The organism is Vreelandella halophytica, assembly GCF_968193635.1.
In genome coordinates this window covers 1,627,716-1,645,666 of record NZ_OZ309107.1, presented here as the reverse complement: position 1 = coordinate 1,645,666, position 17,951 = coordinate 1,627,716, and the positions used below count along the sequence as shown (strand labels likewise).

Sequence of the window (17,951 nt, the reverse complement as noted above, 5' to 3'; positions counted from 1 at the left end):
TCCACCCCGGGCGGCGGGCGCCGCCATCGCCCAATGAAATTGGGCTCCTACAAGGCCGCGGTGGCACCGAGGCTATTTGTGTGCCCCTGCTTTTGTAGGAGCAGGCTTCAGCCAGAGCTGCGGCGCACCGCGCCGCCGGGGTAGCGGCCGGCACGGTGGCGAAGCCAACCCCGGGCGGCTGGGCGCCGCCATCGCCGAGGTGTCGGACCACCGATGAATCGGGCTCCTACAAGGGTACGGTGGCACCGAGGCCCTTGTGTGCCCCCCGTTTTTGCAGGAGCAGGCTTCAGCCAGCGATGCGGCGCACCGCGCCGCTTGGGTGGCGGCGGCACGGGAACATTTCCTGCACACATAAAAAAAGCCCCGAACACAGAGTGCTCGGGGCTTTTTCGAAGAGGTGCCTGACGATAACCTACTCTCGCATGGGGAGACCCCACACTACCATCGGCGCGTTGCGGTTTCACTTCCGAGTTCGGCAAGGGATCGGGTGGTTCACGCAAGCCATGGTCGTCAGGCGTAACTTTCAATGTATATCGGCTGACTGTCTTGTGATCGTTTCTTTTTTGCGTATCCGGTGCTCTGTCGAGCGTCGTTGTCACTGCAGGACCAGACCCCTTGGGTGTTATAGGGTCAAGCCTCACGGGCCATTAGTACACGTTAGCTCAACGCCTTGCAGCGCGTCCACACCGTGCCTATCAACCAGCTGGTCTCGCTGGGCCCTTCAGGAGGCTCGAGGCCTCGGGGATGTCTCATCTTGAAGGGGGCTTCCCGCTTAGATGCTTTCAGCGGTTATCCCGTCCGCACATAGCTACCCGGCAATGCCACTGGCGTGACAACCGGAACACCAGAGGTGCGTCCACTCCGGTCCTCTCGTACTAGGAGCAGCCCTTCTCAAACATCCAACGCCCACGGCAGATAGGGACCGAACTGTCTCACGACGTTCTAAACCCAGCTCGCGTACCACTTTAAATGGCGAACAGCCATACCCTTGGGACCGACTTCAGCCCCAGGATGTGATGAGCCGACATCGAGGTGCCAAACACCGCCGTCGATGTGAACTCTTGGGCGGTATCAGCCTGTTATCCCCGGAGTACCTTTTATCCGTTGAGCGATGGCCCTTCCATACAGAACCACCGGATCACTAGAACCTGCTTTCGCACCTGCTCGACGTGTCTGTCTCGCAGTCAAGCACCCTTATGCTCTTGCACTCATTGCACGATGTCCGACCGTGCTGAGGGTACCTTCGTGCTCCTCCGTTACTCTTTGGGAGGAGACCGCCCCAGTCAAACTACCCACCACACACTGTCCTCGATCCGGATAACGGACCCGAGTGAGAACACCAATGATGCCAGGCTGGTATTTCAAGGTTGGCTCCCTCCGAACTGGCGTCCGGAGTTCAAAGCCTCCCAGCTATCCTACACAGGCAACATCAGTATCCAGTGTGAAGCTATAGTAAAGGTTCACGGGGTCTTTCCGTCTAGCCGCGGGTACACCGCATCTTCACGGCGATTTCAATTTCACTGAGTCTCGGGTGGAGACAGCGTGGCCATCATTACGCCATTCGTGCAGGTCGGAACTTACCCGACAAGGAATTTCGCTACCTTAGGACCGTTATAGTTACGGCCGCCGTTTACCGGGGCTTCGATCAAGAGCTTCGCCTTGCGGCTAACACCATCACTTAACCTTCCGGCACCGGGCAGGCGTCACACCCTATACGTCCGCTTGCGCGTTAGCAGAGTGCTGTGTTTTTACTAAACAGTTGCAGCCACCTGGTATCTTCGACCGGTTCGGGCTAAAGGAGCAAGTCCTCTCACCCTAATCCGGCGTGCCTTCTCCCGAAGTTACGGCACCATTTTGCCTAGTTCCTTCACCCGAGTTCTCTCAAGCGCCTTGGGATTCTCACCCTGACCACCTGTGTCGGTTTGGGGTACGGTCGCATGTCATCTGAAGCTTAGAGGCTTTTCCTGGAAGCGTGGCATCAGTGACTTCCGGATCGTAATCCGTTCGTCTCGCGTCTCGGCTTTAAAGGGTCCCGGATTTACCTGAGACCCAGGCCTACTCGCTTTCACCAGGACAACCAACGCCTGGCTCACCTAGCCTTCTCCGTCCCCCCATCGCAATGACATCCGGTACGGGAATATTAGCCCGTTTCCCATCGACTACGCCTTTCGGCCTCGCCTTAGGGGCCGACTCACTCTGCTCTGATTAGCATCGAACAGAAAACCTTGGTCTTCCGGCGGGGGAGTTTTTCACTCCCCTTATCGTTACTCATGTCAGCATTCGCACTCGTGATACCTCCAGCAGACCTCTCGATCCACCTTCATCGGCTTACACGACGCTCCTCTACCGCTCATCCAGAGGATGAACCCGTAGCTTCGGTACCTGGTTTGAGCCCCGTTACATCTTCCGCGCAGGCCGACTCGACTAGTGAGCTATTACGCTTTCTTTAAAGGATGGCTGCTTCTAAGCCAACCTCCTAGCTGTCTGAGCCTTCCCACATCGTTTCCCACTTAACCAGGATTTGGGGACCTTAGCTGACGGTCCGGGTTGTTGCCCTTTTCACGACGGACGTTAGCACCCGCCGTGTGTCTCCCACGCTGCACTCACCGGTATTCGGAGTTTGCCTCGGGTTGGTAAGCCGGGATGGCCCCCTAGCCGAAACAGTGCTCTACCCCCGGTGGTGATACGTGAGGCGCTACCTAAATAGCTTTCGAGGAGAACCAGCTATCTCCGGGCTTGATTAGCCTTTCACTCCGATCCACAAGTCATCCAAATCTTTTTCAACAGATCCTGGTTCGGGCCTCCAGTTGATGTTACTCAACCTTCACCCTGCTCATGGATAGATCGCCCGGTTTCGGGTCTATATCCAGCGACTGGTCGCCCAGTTAAGACTCGCTTTCGCTACGCCTCCCCTATCGGTTAAGCTCGCCACTGAATATAAGTCGCTGACCCATTATACAAAAGGTACGCAGTCACCCAACAAGTGGGCTCCTACTGCTTGTACGCACACGGTTTCAGGATCTATTTCACTCCCCTCGCCGGGGTTCTTTTCGCCTTTCCCTCACGGTACTGGTTCACTATCGGTCAGTCAGGAGTATTTAGCCTTGGAGGATGGTCCCCCCGTCTTCAATCAGGGTTTCTCGTGCCCCGACCTACTCGATTTCACATGATCAGACTTTCGACTACGGGGCTATCACCCGCTACGGCCGGACTTCCCAATCCGTTCGTCTAGCCATTCACATGCTTAAGGGCTGGTCCCCGTTCGCTCGCCGCTACTGGGGGAATCTCGGTTGATTTCTTTTCCTCGGGGTACTTAGATGTTTCAGTTCCCCCGGTTCGCCTCGTATCCCTATGTATTCAGGATACGATACTGACCTTGTGGTCAGTGGGTTTCCCCATTCAGAGATGTCCGGGTCACAGGTTGTTTGCCACCTCACCGAACCTTATCGCAGGCTACAACGTCTTTCATCGCCTCTGACTGCCTAGGCATCCACCGTGTGCGCTTCATTGCTTGACCCTATAACCCGAAGGAGTCTGGATCCCGCAATGACAACGATTGCCGGATACGCTTGAAACGTATCACAAAACAATTGCGTATCGAGATCACGCCACGAACACGCAAGCCCGGGGGCTTTTGTCTTCGTATCGTCATTCGATACTGTCAGCATGATATACATTGTTAAAGAGCGACTGTTCAATGAACAGTGATAAGGCGACGTACAACGTGCGACTTATCAATGGTCACGAAACAAACAAACGGCAGTGGAGATAATGGTGGAGCCAAGCGGGATCGAACCGCTGACCTCCTGCGTGCAAGGCAGGCGCTCTCCCAGCTGAGCTATGGCCCCATCGTTTTCACAACCTCACCTCTTGTTATAAATTTCTGTGAGACAAGGCAAAATGCGACGACGTATAGCCTGCTATACGAGGAGCATTTTAACGCAGTATCACGGGAATTTGGTGGGTCTGGGCAGACTCGAACTGCCGACCTCACCCTTATCAGGGGTGCGCTCTAACCAACTGAGCTACAGACCCAAGAGGGGATCGTGCATCAACCGTTTGCTCTATCACTTGATCAGGTAATTCATTGTGAGCGCTTGCCGGGAGGATGACGCATCGTTTAAGGAGGTGATCCAGCCGCAGGTTCCCCTACGGCTACCTTGTTACGACTTCACCCCAGTCATGAACCACACCGTGGTGATCGCCCTCCAAAGTTAGGCTAACCACTTCTGGTGCAGTCCACTCCCATGGTGTGACGGGCGGTGTGTACAAGGCCCGGGAACGTATTCACCGTGGCATTCTGATCCACGATTACTAGCGATTCCGACTTCACGGAGTCGAGTTGCAGACTCCGATCCGGACTGAGACCGGCTTTCCGGGATTCGCTTACTCTCGCGAGTTCGCAGCCCTTTGTACCGGCCATTGTAGCACGTGTGTAGCCCTACCCGTAAGGGCCATGATGACTTGACGTCGTCCCCACCTTCCTCCGGTTTGTCACCGGCAGTCTCCCTAGAGTTCCCACCATTACGTGCTGGCAAATAGGGACAAGGGTTGCGCTCGTTACGGGACTTAACCCAACATTTCACAACACGAGCTGACGACAGCCATGCAGCACCTGTCTCTGCGTTCCCGAAGGCACCCCGGAATCTCTTCCGGGTTCGCAGGATGTCAAGGGTAGGTAAGGTTCTTCGCGTTGCATCGAATTAAACCACATGCTCCACCGCTTGTGCGGGCCCCCGTCAATTCATTTGAGTTTTAACCTTGCGGCCGTACTCCCCAGGCGGTCGACTTATCGCGTTAACTTCGCCACAAAGTGCACAAGGCACCCAACGGCTGGTCGACATCGTTTACGGCGTGGACTACCAGGGTATCTAATCCTGTTTGCTACCCACGCTTTCGCACCTCAGTGTCAGTGTCAGTCCAGAAGGCCGCCTTCGCCACTGGTATTCCTCCCGATCTCTACGCATTTCACCGCTACACCGGGAATTCCACCTTCCTCTCCTGCACTCTAGCGTGACAGTTCCGGATGCCGTTCCCAGGTTGAGCCCGGGGCTTTCACAACCGGCTTGTCATGCCACCTACGCGCGCTTTACGCCCAGTAATTCCGATTAACGCTTGCACCCTCCGTATTACCGCGGCTGCTGGCACGGAGTTAGCCGGTGCTTCTTCTGCGAGTGATGTCTTTCCTGGCGGGTATTAACCGCCAGGCGTTCTTCCTCGCTGAAAGTGCTTTACAACCCGAAAGCCTTCTTCACACACGCGGCATGGCTGGATCAGGCTTGCGCCCATTGTCCAATATTCCCCACTGCTGCCTCCCGTAGGAGTTCGGGCCGTGTCTCAGTCCCGATGTGGCTGATCATCCTCTCAGACCAGCTACGGATCGTTGCCTTGGTGAGCCGTTACCTCACCAACCAGCTAATCCGACATAGGCTCATCCGATAGCGGGAGCCGAAGCCCCCTTTCTCCCGTAGGACGTATGCGGTATTAGCCTGGGTTTCCCCAGGTTATCCCCCACTACCGGGTAGATTCCTATGCATTACTCACCCGTCCGCCGCTCGTCAGCGTCCAGCAAGCTGGACCTGTTACCGCTCGACTTGCATGTGTTAAGCCTGCCGCCAGCGTTCAATCTGAGCCATGATCAAACTCTTCAGTTTAAAATCATTGTGATTCTTGCCTGCCGCTCGAAAGCAACAGAGGCGAATCAATCCTGGCTCAAGGTTCAAACGAATTTGAAGAATTCGAAAATTCTTCTTGTGCGCTTGCCTTGATATTTGGTGACTAGCCACCCTCATCGGCAAACGCCCACATGAATTACCTGATCAAATTGTTAAAGAGCTACCGAAGGACGCTGCCCGTTCGATGTGGGGCGTATTCTACTCACTTATGGTTATACGTCAACCCTTTGGCGTGTGCTTTTCTCAATTAATTGCCTGGTCCAGACGTGCGAGTAACACTTGCCGGCGCTCCTCGTTCATGAAGGCTTCTTCGAGGGCGTTACGGTTTAGCTGATGAAACGTTGCCTTGCTCCAGCCAAACGCGTCCAGACAGGCCATATGGTTGGCAAGCAGGCCACCACCAAAATAGGCCGGGTCGTCCGAGCTGATCGTTACCTTCAAGCCCTCTTCGAGCAATTTGGGCAGCGGATGCTGATGAAGCTGATCGACCACCTTCAAGCTCACGTTGGAGAGCGGACAGACCGTCAGCACCGTTTGCTCACGGCGAAGGCGCTCGACCAGATCCCTGTCTTCCAGGCAGCGAACACCGTGGTCCACGCGAACGATCTTGAGCTCATCGAGGGCCTGACGAATGTATTCCGCTGGGCCCTCCTCCCCCGCGTGGGCAACGCAGCGGATGCCCTCTTCCCGGGCGCGATCAAAAACCGCTTTGAACTGGCCAGGCGGGTTGTCGTACTCCGCGCTGTCGAGTCCAACGGCGTCGAGCTCTTTCCAGTAAGGGGCGGCCTTCTCAAACACGTCCAACGCTTCGTCGGCCGAACGGTCGCGAAGAAACGCCATGATCATCCCGACGGAAAGATCCAGCGACGCCTCGGCTTCCTGTTTGGCCTGAAGCAGCCCACCCATAACGACATCGAGGGTTACGCCCCGGCTCAGGTGCGCCTGGGGGTCGAAGTGCATGTCGATATGCACGACGCCTTCACCCCGGGCACGCTTGAAGTAGTCGAGCGCTAGATCATAAAAGTCCTGCTGGGTGCGCAGTACGTTCATGCCCTGGTAATAGAGATCCAAAAACCCCTGCAAATTTTCGAACCGATACGCTGCTTTGACATCATCGATAGTGGCGTAATCGAGCGCGATGCCGTTGCGCTTGGCAAGCGCGAACATCAGCTCCGGCTCGATAGAGCCCTCGATATGTAAGTGGAGCTCTGTCTTGGGCAGTTGGCGTAAAAACTCTTGCATTACATTCCCCTATTGCTAACACGCCGCCATGCGCTGGCCACTTATGAGCTGGCCGTGGCGAAGCGAATAACTATACGTGAGCCCGGGTAACAGCGATACATCATCGACCTGGTGAATAAAGTAGATGGCCGTTCGCCCAGTAAGCCACTGGTCGAGGGAGTCAGCAAGATGGCGGGCGGTCTCGCTGTCGACACCGGCAAACGGCTCATCCAGCAGCACCACTTGCGGGTCGCGAAGAAAAAGCCTAGCCAGTGCCACCCGGCGCGCCTGGCCGCCCGAAAGTTGACGCCCCTTCTCGCCTACCGGCGTTTGTAACCCATTGGGCTGGCTACGAGCCCAGTCTTCCAGACCAACACGCGCCAACACCTGCCAAAGCGCCTGGTCATCGGCGGACTCATCGGCTAGGCGCAGGTTCTCGGCAAGGGTGGCGTCGAAAAGGTCGACCTGCTGGGACAGAAACGCGAAGCGCTGAGCGCGCTCCTCAAAAGCCAGCGCGTCAGCAGCCTGGCCTGCAACGCTCACGCTGCCTTTACTCGGGGCGATACGCCCGAGAAGCAGATGAGCAAGCGTCGACTTACCCGCCCCGGACACGCCGGTAATCGCGATGCGCGCGCCGGCGGGAATGTCAAAGGATACGCCCTCCAGGGCCGGCTCCAGCATGCCCGGGTAGCAGTAACTTACCTGCTCGAGGGCGATCGCGTAGCCCGTTTGGTCGGCGGGTAGTACGGATGAGGCACGCTCCGCGTCCTCGGTCTGAGAAGGCGTGAGCTGATTCAGACGCTGGACACTTGCATAGCTTGCCCCCAGCTTGATGAAAGAGGAAGGCAACGCGGTGAATATCTCGCTACTGCCCAAAACGAGCAGCAGTATCATCACCGCGATAGGAGCGCTGACCGCTTGCTGAATATCCGGCTGACTTACAAACCACATCACGCCGACTAAAAGCGCCCCGGTGACCAGAAGGATCAGCGCATTACCCAACGCCGCCTTCAGCGCTAAAAGCCGCTGATTGGTGGCGGCCCGCGCCTCGAGTGCATCGATTTTTTGCTGGTGCCAATCATTGGTTTGATAGCTTGTAAGCTCCGCGCGCGCCTGGATTTGATCGAGCACCAGGTTGCGCAGCGCCCCCTGATCGCGCACCTGCTGATAGCTTTGACGAAACCCCAGCCAGGCAAAACCCAGGGTGAGCACGATCCAGAGCGCGCCGAGCGTCAGCCCAACCACGACCGCAAGCCCGGGCAGCCAAAGAGCCGTAAATAGCGACACGACGATAATCGCCGCAAGCGCCACGAAGGGCGGTATCAAAAGACGCAGATAGAAATTATCCAGGGTGTCGATATCTGCGGTGAGGCGGGTAAGCCAATCGCTCGCCCGGCGGCGGCCCAGGGTGGGGGCATCCATATGAGTCAGATAACCAAACACCTTGTGGCGCAGATCGGCCAAAAGGGTCAGCACCGTATTATGGTTATATAGCCGCTCGATATAGCGGGCGACGGTGCGTAGCAGTGCAAAAAAACGGATCCCGCCCCCGGGGACGTAGATATCGAGCGTCGTCGGCAGCCCAGCCGCCAGCGCAAGACCGGCCAGCGCGCAGGCGGTGATGAACCAGCCCGAAAGCCCTAAAAGCGCAAGCCCAGCCAGCAGCGTCACCAGCAGCAGCAGCGCGCCCACGAAAAAGGGTCGGCGGCGGCGCGTCAGCAAAAAAAGCCAAGGGCGGAACGCCTGATAAAGGTCTTTCATAAAGCTACCTCCCGCACATGGGCGCTTTCACAGTGAAAATGGCGGGTTGCGATCGACATGACCTGCTGGTGATGGGTGGCGATGACCAGCGTGCGCCCTGCTTTTGCCCAGGACTGGAGCGCTTCAATCACCAGCGCCTCGGTCGCGTTATCCAAATTGGCGGTCGGCTCGTCGAGCAGCACCAGCGGCGCTGGGCTCAAATAGACACGCGCCAGGGCCAGGCGCTGGGCCTGCCCGCCGGAGAGCCCTACGCCGCGCTCGCCAAGCGGGGTATCGAGCCCTTCGGGAAGCGCAGCCAGAAGCTCCTTGAGCCCTGCACGCGTCAGCGCATCGAATAGATCGTTTTCGCTTGCGCCCGGATTGGCCAGCCTCAGATTCTCCGCAAGGCTTCCCTGCAGCAAGCAGGGGCTTTGATCCAGCCAGGCAACCGTTAGCCCCTGCGCGCAGCGAAGCTCGCCTTCACGGGGGGGCATGAAGCCCGCTAAAAGCGCTAAAAGCGATGACTTGCCGCTGCCCGAGGCCCCGGTGAGGGCAACGACGTCGCCCGGGGCAAGCGCCAGCGACACCTGACTCAGAATGGGCTCGCCCTGGCTATAACCCACGCTGACATCAGCGAGTTCGCAAAGCGCCTGGGCGCTTTGTGGGGTATTGCCGGGCACTGCCAGCCAGTCGGGCTCGTTCAGGATGAATACCAGGCTTTCCGCCGCCGCCAGCGCCGCCGCGCGGTCGTGGTAGTGTTGGGAAAGCGTGCGCAGCGGCTGAAAAAACTCCGGCGCCAGCAACAGCACACCCAACCCGGAGAAAAGCGTTAACGAGGCCGCCGGGCCGTAATCGATGTAACCAAGCAGGCCAAAGCCGACGTACATGGCCACCACTGCAATCGCCACAGAAGCAAAGAACTCGAGTACCGCCGAAGAGAGAAACGCAAGACGCAATGTTTTCATGCTCAAACGGCGGTACTCGTCGGTGGCATACCACACGTCGCGGCGCGCTTTCGCCGTGCGCCCAAAAAGCTGCAGTGTGCTCATGCCCCGTACCCGGTCCACGAAGTGGGCCGAGAGCCTCGAGACCGCGCCGAACTGCTCGCGGTTCAAGCGTTCCGCACTCATCCCCACCAGCGCCATGAAAACCGGAATGAGCGGCGCGGAAAGCAACAGGAAAATGACGACCAGGTAATCGAGCGCGCCAACGATGCAAGCTATAATCAGCGGCACCAGCAGCACGATACGAAGTTGGGGATGAAAGCGGGCAAAGTAGCCTTCCAGCGCGTCGACGTGCTCGACCACCTGGGTGGCAAGCGCCCCGCTTTGGTGACGGGTCAGCCACAAGGGACCGAGGCTTGAAAGCTTCGCCATCAGCTCTTTTCTAACCCGCTGGCGAATCCGAAGGCTTGCCTCGAGCCCCAATACTTCCTGACCCCATTGAAAAAGTGCGCGCAGAACGACCAGCCCCATAAGCGCTAAAAAGGCCTCGCCAAGCGAGGCCAGTGGCCGGTTCTGCAAAAGGATTTGATCGACCAGCCAGGCCAGCCCCACCAGCAAGATGGCGGTACTGGTCCCGGCCAACACCCCGCAGGCCGCCGCACCCGCTAGCCTTTTTCGTTCTTGTTGGGCTAGCGTTTTAAGAAAGTGGCGCGGCGTTACCAGCTCAGGGTTTTGGTTATTACCCCTCATAGGCTTAGTGGTACCCCTCGCCAACGCGTACCTTGCCGCGGAACACCCAGTAGGTCCAGGCAGTATAGGCCAGCACGACGGGGATCACGAAGAGCACACCGATGAGCAGGAACAGCTGGGATTCCGGCGCCGAGGCGGCGTCCCAAAGCGTATAGTTGGGCGGCACGATGATCGGCCACTTGCTAAAGATCAGGCCCAGATAGGTAAAGATGTAGATGCCGACGGTGGCGACGAACGGCACCCCTTCGCTCTTGTTCTGAACGCTTCTGAAGACGGCGAACGCACACAGCAGCGCCAGCACCGGGAAGATCCAGATAAAGCGCAAGGAACCAAACCAACGCTCCCACACCATGTTGTCGATAAACGGCGTCCAGACGCTGATGATCGCGAACACGGCCAGTACCGCAACGAGCAGTATCGGGGTGATTTTATACGCCCATGCCTGGATATAGCCTTCGGTTTTCATGATCATCCAGGTCGCCCCCAGCAGCGCGTAGCCGGCCATCAGGCCAAGCCCGGTCAGCACGGAGAACGGCGTCAACCAGTCGAACGCACCACCGACATAGACGAAGTCTTCTACCGGGAAGCCCTGAATGTAGGCACCCACGACGGCCCCCTGGGCAAACGAGGCGAGCATCGACCCGCCAGCGAACGACCAATTCCACCAACTGCGATTACGCCGCGATTTGAAGCGAAACTCGAAGGCGATACCGCGAAAGATCAGCCCGGCCAACAGCAGGAATACACCAATATAGAGCGCGGGCAAAAAGACCGAGTAGACCAGCGGGAAGGCGCCGAGAAGCCCGGCCCCGCCCAGCACGAGCCAGGTTTCGTTGCCGTCCCACACCGGGGCGACCGAGTTCATCATCACGTCACGGGAATCTTCGTCCGGGGCGAAGGGAAAGAGAATCCCCACCCCGAGATCGAAACCATCCATCAGTACGTACATGATCACGCCGAAACCAATAATGCCGGCCCAGATGATAGATAAATCGAACATTTCCATGACTAGCTCCTTACCGGCTCGACGTCGTCGTCAAACGGAGTGTGTGCGGCGGAAAGCGGACGTTTGGGACGGTTGGCGTCGGGGTCGACCTCGGCCTGAGCCGCGTTGGGCAGCATACCGTTACGCACCACGCGAGTGAGGTAGTAAAGGCCGGCGTAAAACACCACCGCGTACACCAGCACGTAGCCAATCAGCGTAGCGAGCGCCATCCAGCCAGTCAGCGACGGCGTCAACCCCTGGGCTTGGGTCATCATGCCGTAGACCAGCCACGGTGCCCGGCCGGATTCGGTCACGATCCACCCGGCCAGCACGGCAATGAACGGCAGTGAAATCATACTCACCAGCGTTTTAAGAAACGCTTTGTTTTCATATATACGGCCACCACGACGTAGCAGCAATCCCGCAAGTGCTACAGCGATCATCAAAAGGCCGATTGCCACCATCACACGAAACGACCAGAACACCAGCGCGACCGGCGGCTGCTCTTCCGGCGGTACTTCGCTGATGCCCGGGATCTCACCATCAAGGGAGTGGGTCAGGATGAGGCTCGCCAGATTAGGGATCCCCAGCGCGAAGCGGTTCTCTTGCGCGTCCTGATCCGGCAGGGCGAACAATAAAAGCGGCACGTTGGAGGTGGTTTCCCAGTGTCCTTCCATGGCAGCCACTTTAGTGGGCTGGTACTCGAGCGTATTGAGGCCGTGGTAATCACCAATCACCGCCTGAGCGGGGGCCAGAAAGAGCAGCATCCATAGGCACATGGAGAGCGCCCGGCGATTGGCCGGTACGTCGCGACCGCGCAGCAAAAACCAGGCACTGATGCCCGCTACCACGAAACCACCCGTAATGAAGGACGCCATGGCCATATGGAAAAAGCGATACGGGAAGGAGGGATTGAAAATCGCTTCGGTCCAGGACGTGACGTAGAAGCGGTTATCGATCAGCTCGACCCCGGCGGGCGTTTGCATCCAGCTGTTGGCGGAAAGAATCCAGAACGCAGAGATGAAGGTACCCAACGCCACCATGGCCGCCGAGAACAGATGGACGCCTTCCGGCACCTTGCCGCGCCCAAAAAGCAAAACCCCTAAAAAGGCGGCTTCGAGGAAGAAGGCGGTAACCACTTCGTAGCTCAGCATCGGCCCAATGAAGTTGGACGCCGCAAACGAGAAGTTGCTCCAGTTGGTACCGAATTGAAAGGACATGACGATGCCCGACACCACGCCCATGGCAAACACCACCGCAAACACTTTCGTCCAGAAAAGTGCCAAGCGGTCCCAGGCGGGATTCTCGGTTTTGAAGAACAGGCCGTGCAGTAGTGCAATGTAGGACGCTAACCCTATCGTGAAGACGGGGAAGATAGTGTGAAAACACACAATGAACGCGAACTGTAGTCGCGAAAGCATTAAGGGGTCGAGTTCCATGACGCTCTCCTGAAACCGGGGAATAGTATGACGCCCATGGGTAATAACAGCCTGGTCGTGCCCTGGGGCGGTTGTTTTTATCAAGACCTGGCTAATCTTTACTCACGGGCCCATCTTACTGGCTTAAACGCCCACCTGAAACGCTCTCTATGCGTTATTGCGTGTCACAATGACACACATCAATTTACGCTGATATTCGTCAGCTCATTACCACGATACTGACCATATAACCGGTGTAGCCCAAAAAGGAGGCGAGCAGCACGCCGCCCTCTAAACGATTGATACGCCGGGGTCTGCCGCGCCAGGAGAACGCGAAAAGTACCATCAAGAGCGTCATGCAGCTCATGACGCTCCAATCGCGCACCAGCACCTCGCGGCCCGCCTCGATCGGGGCGATCACGCCAGCGAGTCCTACCACCGCCAGGCTGTTGAATAGATTCGACCCCACTACGTTACCCAGCACCATATCGTGCTCGTTGCGCCGCAACGCACTGATGCTCGAGGCAAGCTCGGGCAGCGAGGTCCCCACCGCCACCACCGTCAAGCCAATGATCAAATCGCTCACGCCGAACGCGCCCGCTATTTCGACCGCGCCCCACACCAGCATGCGCGAGCTGGCAATCAACAGCACCAGCCCGATCAGCGTCCAGGCGATCGACTTGCCCCTGGACATGGGCTTTTGATCCAGCGTCTCGGCCACCTCCGCCTCGAGAGGGTCCGCATGCTGAGCGCGCGAGCGCCAGATACTTATCCCGATAAATAGCGTCAACGCCACCAGCAAAATGACCGCCTCGATACGCGTCACCCAGCCGTCGAACAACATATAACCGGTCAGCAGCATGACCCCCACCAGCAGCGGCATCTCTTTACGAATGACGCTCGAATGCACCGCCAGCGGCGCCATTAATGCAACGAAACCCAGCACCAGCCCCATATTGGCAATGTTCGAGCCATAAGCGTTACCCACCGCCAGGCCCGGGTTACCCTGTAATGCCGCCAGCACCGAGACCATCATCTCCGGGGCCGACGTACCAAAGCCGATTACCAGCATACCGATCAAGAGCGGAGAGAGCCCCAGCCAGCGGGAAGTCGCGGCGGCGCCATCGATGAATTTTTCGGCGCTCCATATAAGCAGCACCAATCCGATTACGACCGCTAAACAGGCAAGCAACATGGCAGTTCCTTAATATGGGTAGGCTAGAGAAGGCGAACGCGCCTGCATCGTTGTCCAAGGTGGTGGCCGGGTCAAGCACGCCGTTGATTCAAATACGCCCGCAAGCGTTTGACAGCCCTGCCCGCCCAACGTATTAATCGACCACCAGGCAACGTTGAGACTATTGAATTGCGCTACTCCCGATTCAAGGCACGGCCCTATCTCCCGCTTTCTCCGCCGCTGGTCGACACCCAGCCGCCGGAAACGCCAAGACGGCGGCGCCTTCGCGCCTGCCATGAGTGCGACTGGGTGAGCGCTTTACCGCCGCTGGGTTCCGGTGAAAAAGCCACCTGCCCACGCTGCTCCCACGTTTTGGTCAAGCGTCACCGCTACCCCGCCCAACGCAGTATGGCCCTGGCCGTGGCGTCATTGATCGCGTTGATCATCGCGGTGTCGTTCCCTTTTGTCAGCTTCAACGTTAGCGGCGTGAGCAACCGCATCGAGCTTTCCCAAACGGCCACCACGCTGATCGCATTTCACCAGCCGGTCGTTGCCATCGCGGTGATCATGACCATCGTGGTGCTCCCCGCGCTCTACTTGTTCGGCGTGATTTGGCTACAGTACGGGCTGTTGCGCGGGCGCCACATGCCCTTTAGCCGCGATATCGCCCGCTCGCTTGCCCACTTCGTGCCCTGGATGATGGCGGACGTTTTCATCATTGGCGCCCTGGTGAGCCTGATCAAGGTCGCCGGGCTTGCCCAAATCCAGCTGGGGATCTCCTTCTGGGCGTTCTGCATCTTCGCCCTTTTACTGCTAAAAACCAGCCAGTCGCTGGACGCCGACTGGATGTGGTTTTCACTCGAAGGCGAGCCCTTGGCACCAGAGGGCACCCAGACCGGCATGACCGCCGCCATTCAGAACGTGACCGGCTGCCCCACCTGTGGGCTGGTCAACCGTATGCCGGCCAAGGGCAAGGCGCGCTGCCTGCGCTGCCATGAAAAGCTGCACAAGCGCGTACCGCACAGCCTGCAGCGCACCTGGGCGCTGCTGTTCGCCGCCACCGTCATGTATATTCCGGCCAACCTTTACCCTATTATGACCACCACGAGCCTGGGCAGCAGCTCACCTTCGACGATTATAGGCGGGGTGGTGCAGCTCATTCAGATGGGGTCCTGGCCGGTGGCAGCCGTTATTTTCGTTGCCAGTGTCATCGTGCCGGTAGGCAAGCTTTTCGCGCTGGCCTGGCTCTGCCTGGTCGTTCGGCGCAGTAGCGAACTCCACGCCCAAAGCCGCACCCGGCTTTATCGGCTGACGGAATTCATCGGACGCTGGTCGATGGTCGACGTCTTCGTCGTTGCCATTTTGGTGGCGCTAATTCGCGCCGGCTCTTTGATGTCGATCACACCGGGCCCGGCAGCACTTGCCTTTGGTGCGGTAGTGGTCCTGACCATGTTGGCGGCGATGACCTTCGACCCGCGCCTTTTATGGGACACCTCTCCCCCACGCGCTGCGCGTTTCAAGCGCGTGACCCGGTTAAACATTGCGACCAAGGAATCAGTGGATGGCTGACGATTTACCCCCGAACGACGAAGCGCCAGCGCCGGAAGAGAATGACCCGAATCGGGCCAAGGCGTCGCGTCAAACGCGTCTGTCGCCGATATGGATCGTGCCTATCGTGGCGCTGGTGATCGGGCTTTGGCTGGTGTACGACAACTATACCAGTCGGGGGACGCTGATTACGCTGACCGCCAACAACGCCGAAGGGATCGAAGCCGGCAATACCCTGATTCGTAGCCGCAACGTGGAAATCGGTCTGGTTCAGAGCGTACGGCTTTCGGACGATCTCTCCCACGCGGTCATGACCGCGCGCATTCAGCCCGAAGCCGAAGCCATGCTGCGCGAAGATAGCCGCTTTTGGGTGGTCAAACCGCGTATCGGCCGCGAAGGTATTAGCGGGCTGGGCACGGTACTCTCCGGCGCCTACATCCAGCTTCAGCCCGGCCGCTCCGATGAGCCCCACCGGGAGTTCGAGCTAAGCGATGTGCCGCCGGTGGCCGTGGCCGGTCAAGCGGGACTTCAGATCAGCCTGGTCAGCCAGCTGGGCAACTCGCTGCGCGTCGGCGACCCGGTGTCGTATCAGGGCTATACCGTTGGCCGGGTCGAAGACAACAACTTCGACCCGGAGTCGCGCACCATGCAACATCAGGTCTTCATCGAAGAGCCCTACGCCCAGCTGGTGACCGAAAGCACGCGCTTTTGGACCGCCAGCGGGATCGATTTTCGCCTCGACTCCAACGGCGTGCGGGTCAACGTCGAGTCGATCGAGGCGCTGCTGGGCGGCGGCGTCACCTTTGGCGTCCCCGAAGACGTGCCCATGGGCAAGCCGGTGAGCAATAACGCCCGCTTTACGCTTTATAGCGATGAAGACGACGCCCGCGAAGGCACGTTCAATCGCTACCTCGAGTACGTATTACTGGTGGACGACACCGTGCGCGGGCTCTCCCGCGGCGCGCCGGTCGAGTTTCGCGGCGTGCGGCTGGGCAGCGTCGCCGCAGTGCCCTGGAACTTTACCGCCCCCCAGCCCAACGCGCGCTCGCAGTTTGCCATCCCGGTGCTGATTCGCATCGAGCCACAGCGTTTGGGGATCGAAAGCGACGATATCGACCTGGAGGAGTGGGAAACGCGCTTTAACCGTATGTTCGACCTGGGCCTGCGCGCCTCGCTCAAAAACGGCAACCTCTTGACCGGCGCGCTCTTCGTCGATCTTAACTTCCAGCGCGACCTGGCCGGTGACTACGCCCTGGAGATGTTCTCCGAGCGCAAGGTCTTTCCCACCGTGGCGGGCGGCTTTGCACAAATCCAGGGTCAGGTCACCAGCTTGCTGGACAAACTCAATGCGCTCGAGGTCGAGCCGCTGCTGGCCGGGCTCGATCGCAACCTGCAGGCGTCGGAAAGCGTACTCAACGAGGTCCGCGAGGTCAGCGCCTCGCTCAACGCCATCCTGAGCGATCCGGACACCCAGGCACTCGGCGGCAACGTAAATGCCACTCTCGAGGAGCTTCGCGCGACCCTTGAAGGTCTATCGCCCTCTTCGCCGGCCTACCAGGATCTCAGTTCGGCCATCGAACAGCTCAACCGCCTGATGCGGGATTTACAGCCGCTGACGCGCACGCTCAACGAAAATCCCCGAGCGCTGCTTTTCGACAACCTGGACACGCAGGACCCGATTCCACGGGCCCCTCGATAAAAGGATGACGCCATGCGTTATGGAACACTAAAAATGCTAGCGCTGCTGGGTCTTGGGTTGCTGTTGAGCGGCTGCGCCTCGAGCGTGTCGCCGCCAGCGCGCTATATGCTGCCGACCGCCCAGGTCACGAGCCCAGCAACGCCCACCGAGCACACGCTGCAAATACGCTCGCCGCGGCTGGCCCACTATCTCGATGTCGACGGCATCGTCATGCAGCTCGATGACATCACCTTGAACGCGGCTCGCGAACACCAGTGGGCGGAAGAACTGGGTCGCCAGATCGAACGGGCGCTGCGCGGGCGGCTCTCCCAGGAACTTCCGCTGGTGCGGGTGGTGCGCGCCGAGGGCGGCCAGGCCACTGGCGTCACGCTGTCGGTGGAGGTGGACCAGTTCCAGGGGCGTTTTGATGGCAACGCGGTGGTCAGCGGCCAATGGCAGCTGCGCGGTGCGGGCAATCAGCTTTTAGCCATGGAGAGTTTCTCCGCCGAGACCGAGCTCATGCAGGACGGCTACCCGGCACTGGTACGCGCCCTTGGCCAAAGCCTTGATGAGGCCGCCATCGGCATCGCCCAAGAGCTTCGCACCGGCGGCTACTTCTAACTCCCTCAACGGCCAACACCCTTGGTGCGCCGGGATTTTCGACCGGCGCGCAGGGTTTCGAGCCGCCCGCTAAATCGCGACATTCTCAAAAGCCCCTCGCAGCCAAGCGCGCTATCTGGCAAACTTCGCTGCCGCGCGGGGCTTACCCGCGTGTTTTTAACCAATTTAGAACCCTAGCCTGGTAACAGCGCACACGC

9 protein-coding genes, 2 tRNA genes and 3 rRNA genes are annotated in these 17,951 nt (G+C 58.8%); 3 read left to right on the top strand and 11 right to left on the bottom strand.

Annotation, left to right across the window (positions count from 1 at the left end):
- Nucleotides 1-399: 399 nt before the first annotated feature.
- From rrf to ACWHXT_RS07725, 11 genes are all read right to left on the bottom strand, one after another.
- Nucleotides 400-515 (bottom strand): 5S ribosomal RNA (rrf, locus tag ACWHXT_RS07775).
- Between the two features lie 111 nt (nt 516-626).
- A 23S ribosomal RNA gene (locus tag ACWHXT_RS07770) occupies nt 627-3,517 on the bottom strand.
- A gap of 255 nt (nt 3,518-3,772) precedes the next feature.
- A tRNA-Ala gene (locus tag ACWHXT_RS07765) sits at nt 3,773-3,848 on the bottom strand.
- A gap of 110 nt (nt 3,849-3,958) precedes the next feature.
- Nucleotides 3,959-4,035: transfer RNA gene (locus ACWHXT_RS07760), tRNA-Ile, on the bottom strand.
- 86 nt (nt 4,036-4,121) lie between these two features.
- Nucleotides 4,122-5,654 (bottom strand): 16S ribosomal RNA (locus ACWHXT_RS07755).
- Together the 16S, 23S and 5S rRNA genes with 2 tRNA genes alongside form the textbook arrangement of a ribosomal RNA operon.
- 264 nt (nt 5,655-5,918) lie before the next feature.
- Nucleotides 5,919-6,917, bottom strand: a complete 999-nt coding sequence (locus ACWHXT_RS07750) for an adenosine deaminase (RefSeq protein ID WP_447957833.1) — start codon at nt 6,915-6,917, stop codon at nt 5,919-5,921.
- A 15-nt stretch (nt 6,918-6,932) separates the two neighbouring features.
- Nucleotides 6,933-8,657 (bottom strand): thiol reductant ABC exporter subunit CydC, encoded by a 1,725-nt coding sequence (cydC, locus tag ACWHXT_RS07745; protein WP_447957832.1) that lies wholly within the window; start codon nt 8,655-8,657, stop codon nt 6,933-6,935.
- Nucleotides 8,654-10,330 (bottom strand): thiol reductant ABC exporter subunit CydD, encoded by a 1,677-nt coding sequence (cydD, locus tag ACWHXT_RS07740; protein ID WP_447957831.1) that lies wholly within the window; start codon nt 10,328-10,330, stop codon nt 8,654-8,656. Before cydD ends, cydC begins: the two co-directional genes overlap by 4 nt.
- Before the next feature lie 4 nt (nt 10,331-10,334).
- The gene (gene cydB, locus ACWHXT_RS07735; protein WP_447928899.1) at nt 10,335-11,336 is read right to left on the bottom strand and encodes a cytochrome d ubiquinol oxidase subunit II; all 1,002 of its coding nucleotides are present in this window, start codon (nt 11,334-11,336) and stop codon (nt 10,335-10,337) included.
- A 2-nt stretch (nt 11,337-11,338) separates the two neighbouring features.
- Nucleotides 11,339-12,754 carry a cytochrome ubiquinol oxidase subunit I gene (locus tag ACWHXT_RS07730; protein ID WP_447928898.1) on the bottom strand — a complete coding sequence of 472 codons (1,416 nt, stop codon included), beginning with the start codon at nt 12,752-12,754 and terminating at the stop codon, nt 11,339-11,341.
- Nucleotides 12,755-12,953: 199 nt separating this feature from the next.
- Entirely contained in the window at nt 12,954-13,928 is a 975-nt protein-coding gene (locus ACWHXT_RS07725; protein ID WP_447928897.1) for a calcium/sodium antiporter, read from the bottom strand.
- A 168-nt stretch (nt 13,929-14,096) separates the two neighbouring features.
- Here ACWHXT_RS07725 and ACWHXT_RS07720 point away from each other — a divergent pair, with 168 nt between their 5' ends.
- The 3 genes from ACWHXT_RS07720 to ACWHXT_RS07710 are packed head-to-tail and all read left to right on the top strand — an operon-like array spanning nt 14,097 to nt 17,754.
- Complete coding sequence (locus tag ACWHXT_RS07720; protein WP_447957830.1) at nt 14,097-15,476, top strand: PqiA/YebS family transporter subunit; 1,380 nt, start codon at nt 14,097-14,099, stop codon at nt 15,474-15,476.
- Nucleotides 15,469-17,154 (top strand): intermembrane transport protein PqiB, encoded by a 1,686-nt coding sequence (gene pqiB, locus ACWHXT_RS07715; RefSeq protein ID WP_447928895.1) that lies wholly within the window; start codon nt 15,469-15,471, stop codon nt 17,152-17,154. Before ACWHXT_RS07720 ends, pqiB begins: the two co-directional genes overlap by 8 nt.
- A gap of 12 nt (nt 17,155-17,166) precedes the next feature.
- Nucleotides 17,167-17,754 carry a PqiC family protein gene (locus tag ACWHXT_RS07710; protein ID WP_447957829.1) on the top strand — a complete coding sequence of 196 codons (588 nt, stop codon included), beginning with the start codon at nt 17,167-17,169 and terminating at the stop codon, nt 17,752-17,754.
- Nucleotides 17,755-17,951: the final 197 nt, after the last annotated feature.

Excerpts from the sequence above, each read along its gene's own strand:
- cydB (WP_447928899.1), bottom strand. The coding sequence starts at position 11,336 with ATGGAAATGTTCGATTTATCTATCATCTGGGCCGGCATTATTGGTTTC.
- ACWHXT_RS07725 (WP_447928897.1), bottom strand. The coding sequence starts at position 13,928 with ATGTTGCTTGCCTGTTTAGCGGTCGTAATCGGATTGGTGCTGCTTATA.
- ACWHXT_RS07750 (WP_447957833.1), bottom strand. The coding sequence starts at position 6,917 with ATGCAAGAGTTTTTACGCCAACTGCCCAAGACAGAGCTCCACTTACAT.
- ACWHXT_RS07710 (WP_447957829.1), top strand. The coding sequence starts at position 17,167 with ATGCGTTATGGAACACTAAAAATGCTAGCGCTGCTGGGTCTTGGGTTG.
- cydD (WP_447957831.1), bottom strand. The coding sequence starts at position 10,330 with ATGAGGGGTAATAACCAAAACCCTGAGCTGGTAACGCCGCGCCACTTT.
- pqiB (WP_447928895.1), top strand. The coding sequence starts at position 15,469 with ATGGCTGACGATTTACCCCCGAACGACGAAGCGCCAGCGCCGGAAGAG.
- cydC (WP_447957832.1), bottom strand. The coding sequence starts at position 8,657 with ATGAAAGACCTTTATCAGGCGTTCCGCCCTTGGCTTTTTTTGCTGACG.
- ACWHXT_RS07730 (WP_447928898.1), bottom strand. The coding sequence starts at position 12,754 with ATGGAACTCGACCCCTTAATGCTTTCGCGACTACAGTTCGCGTTCATT.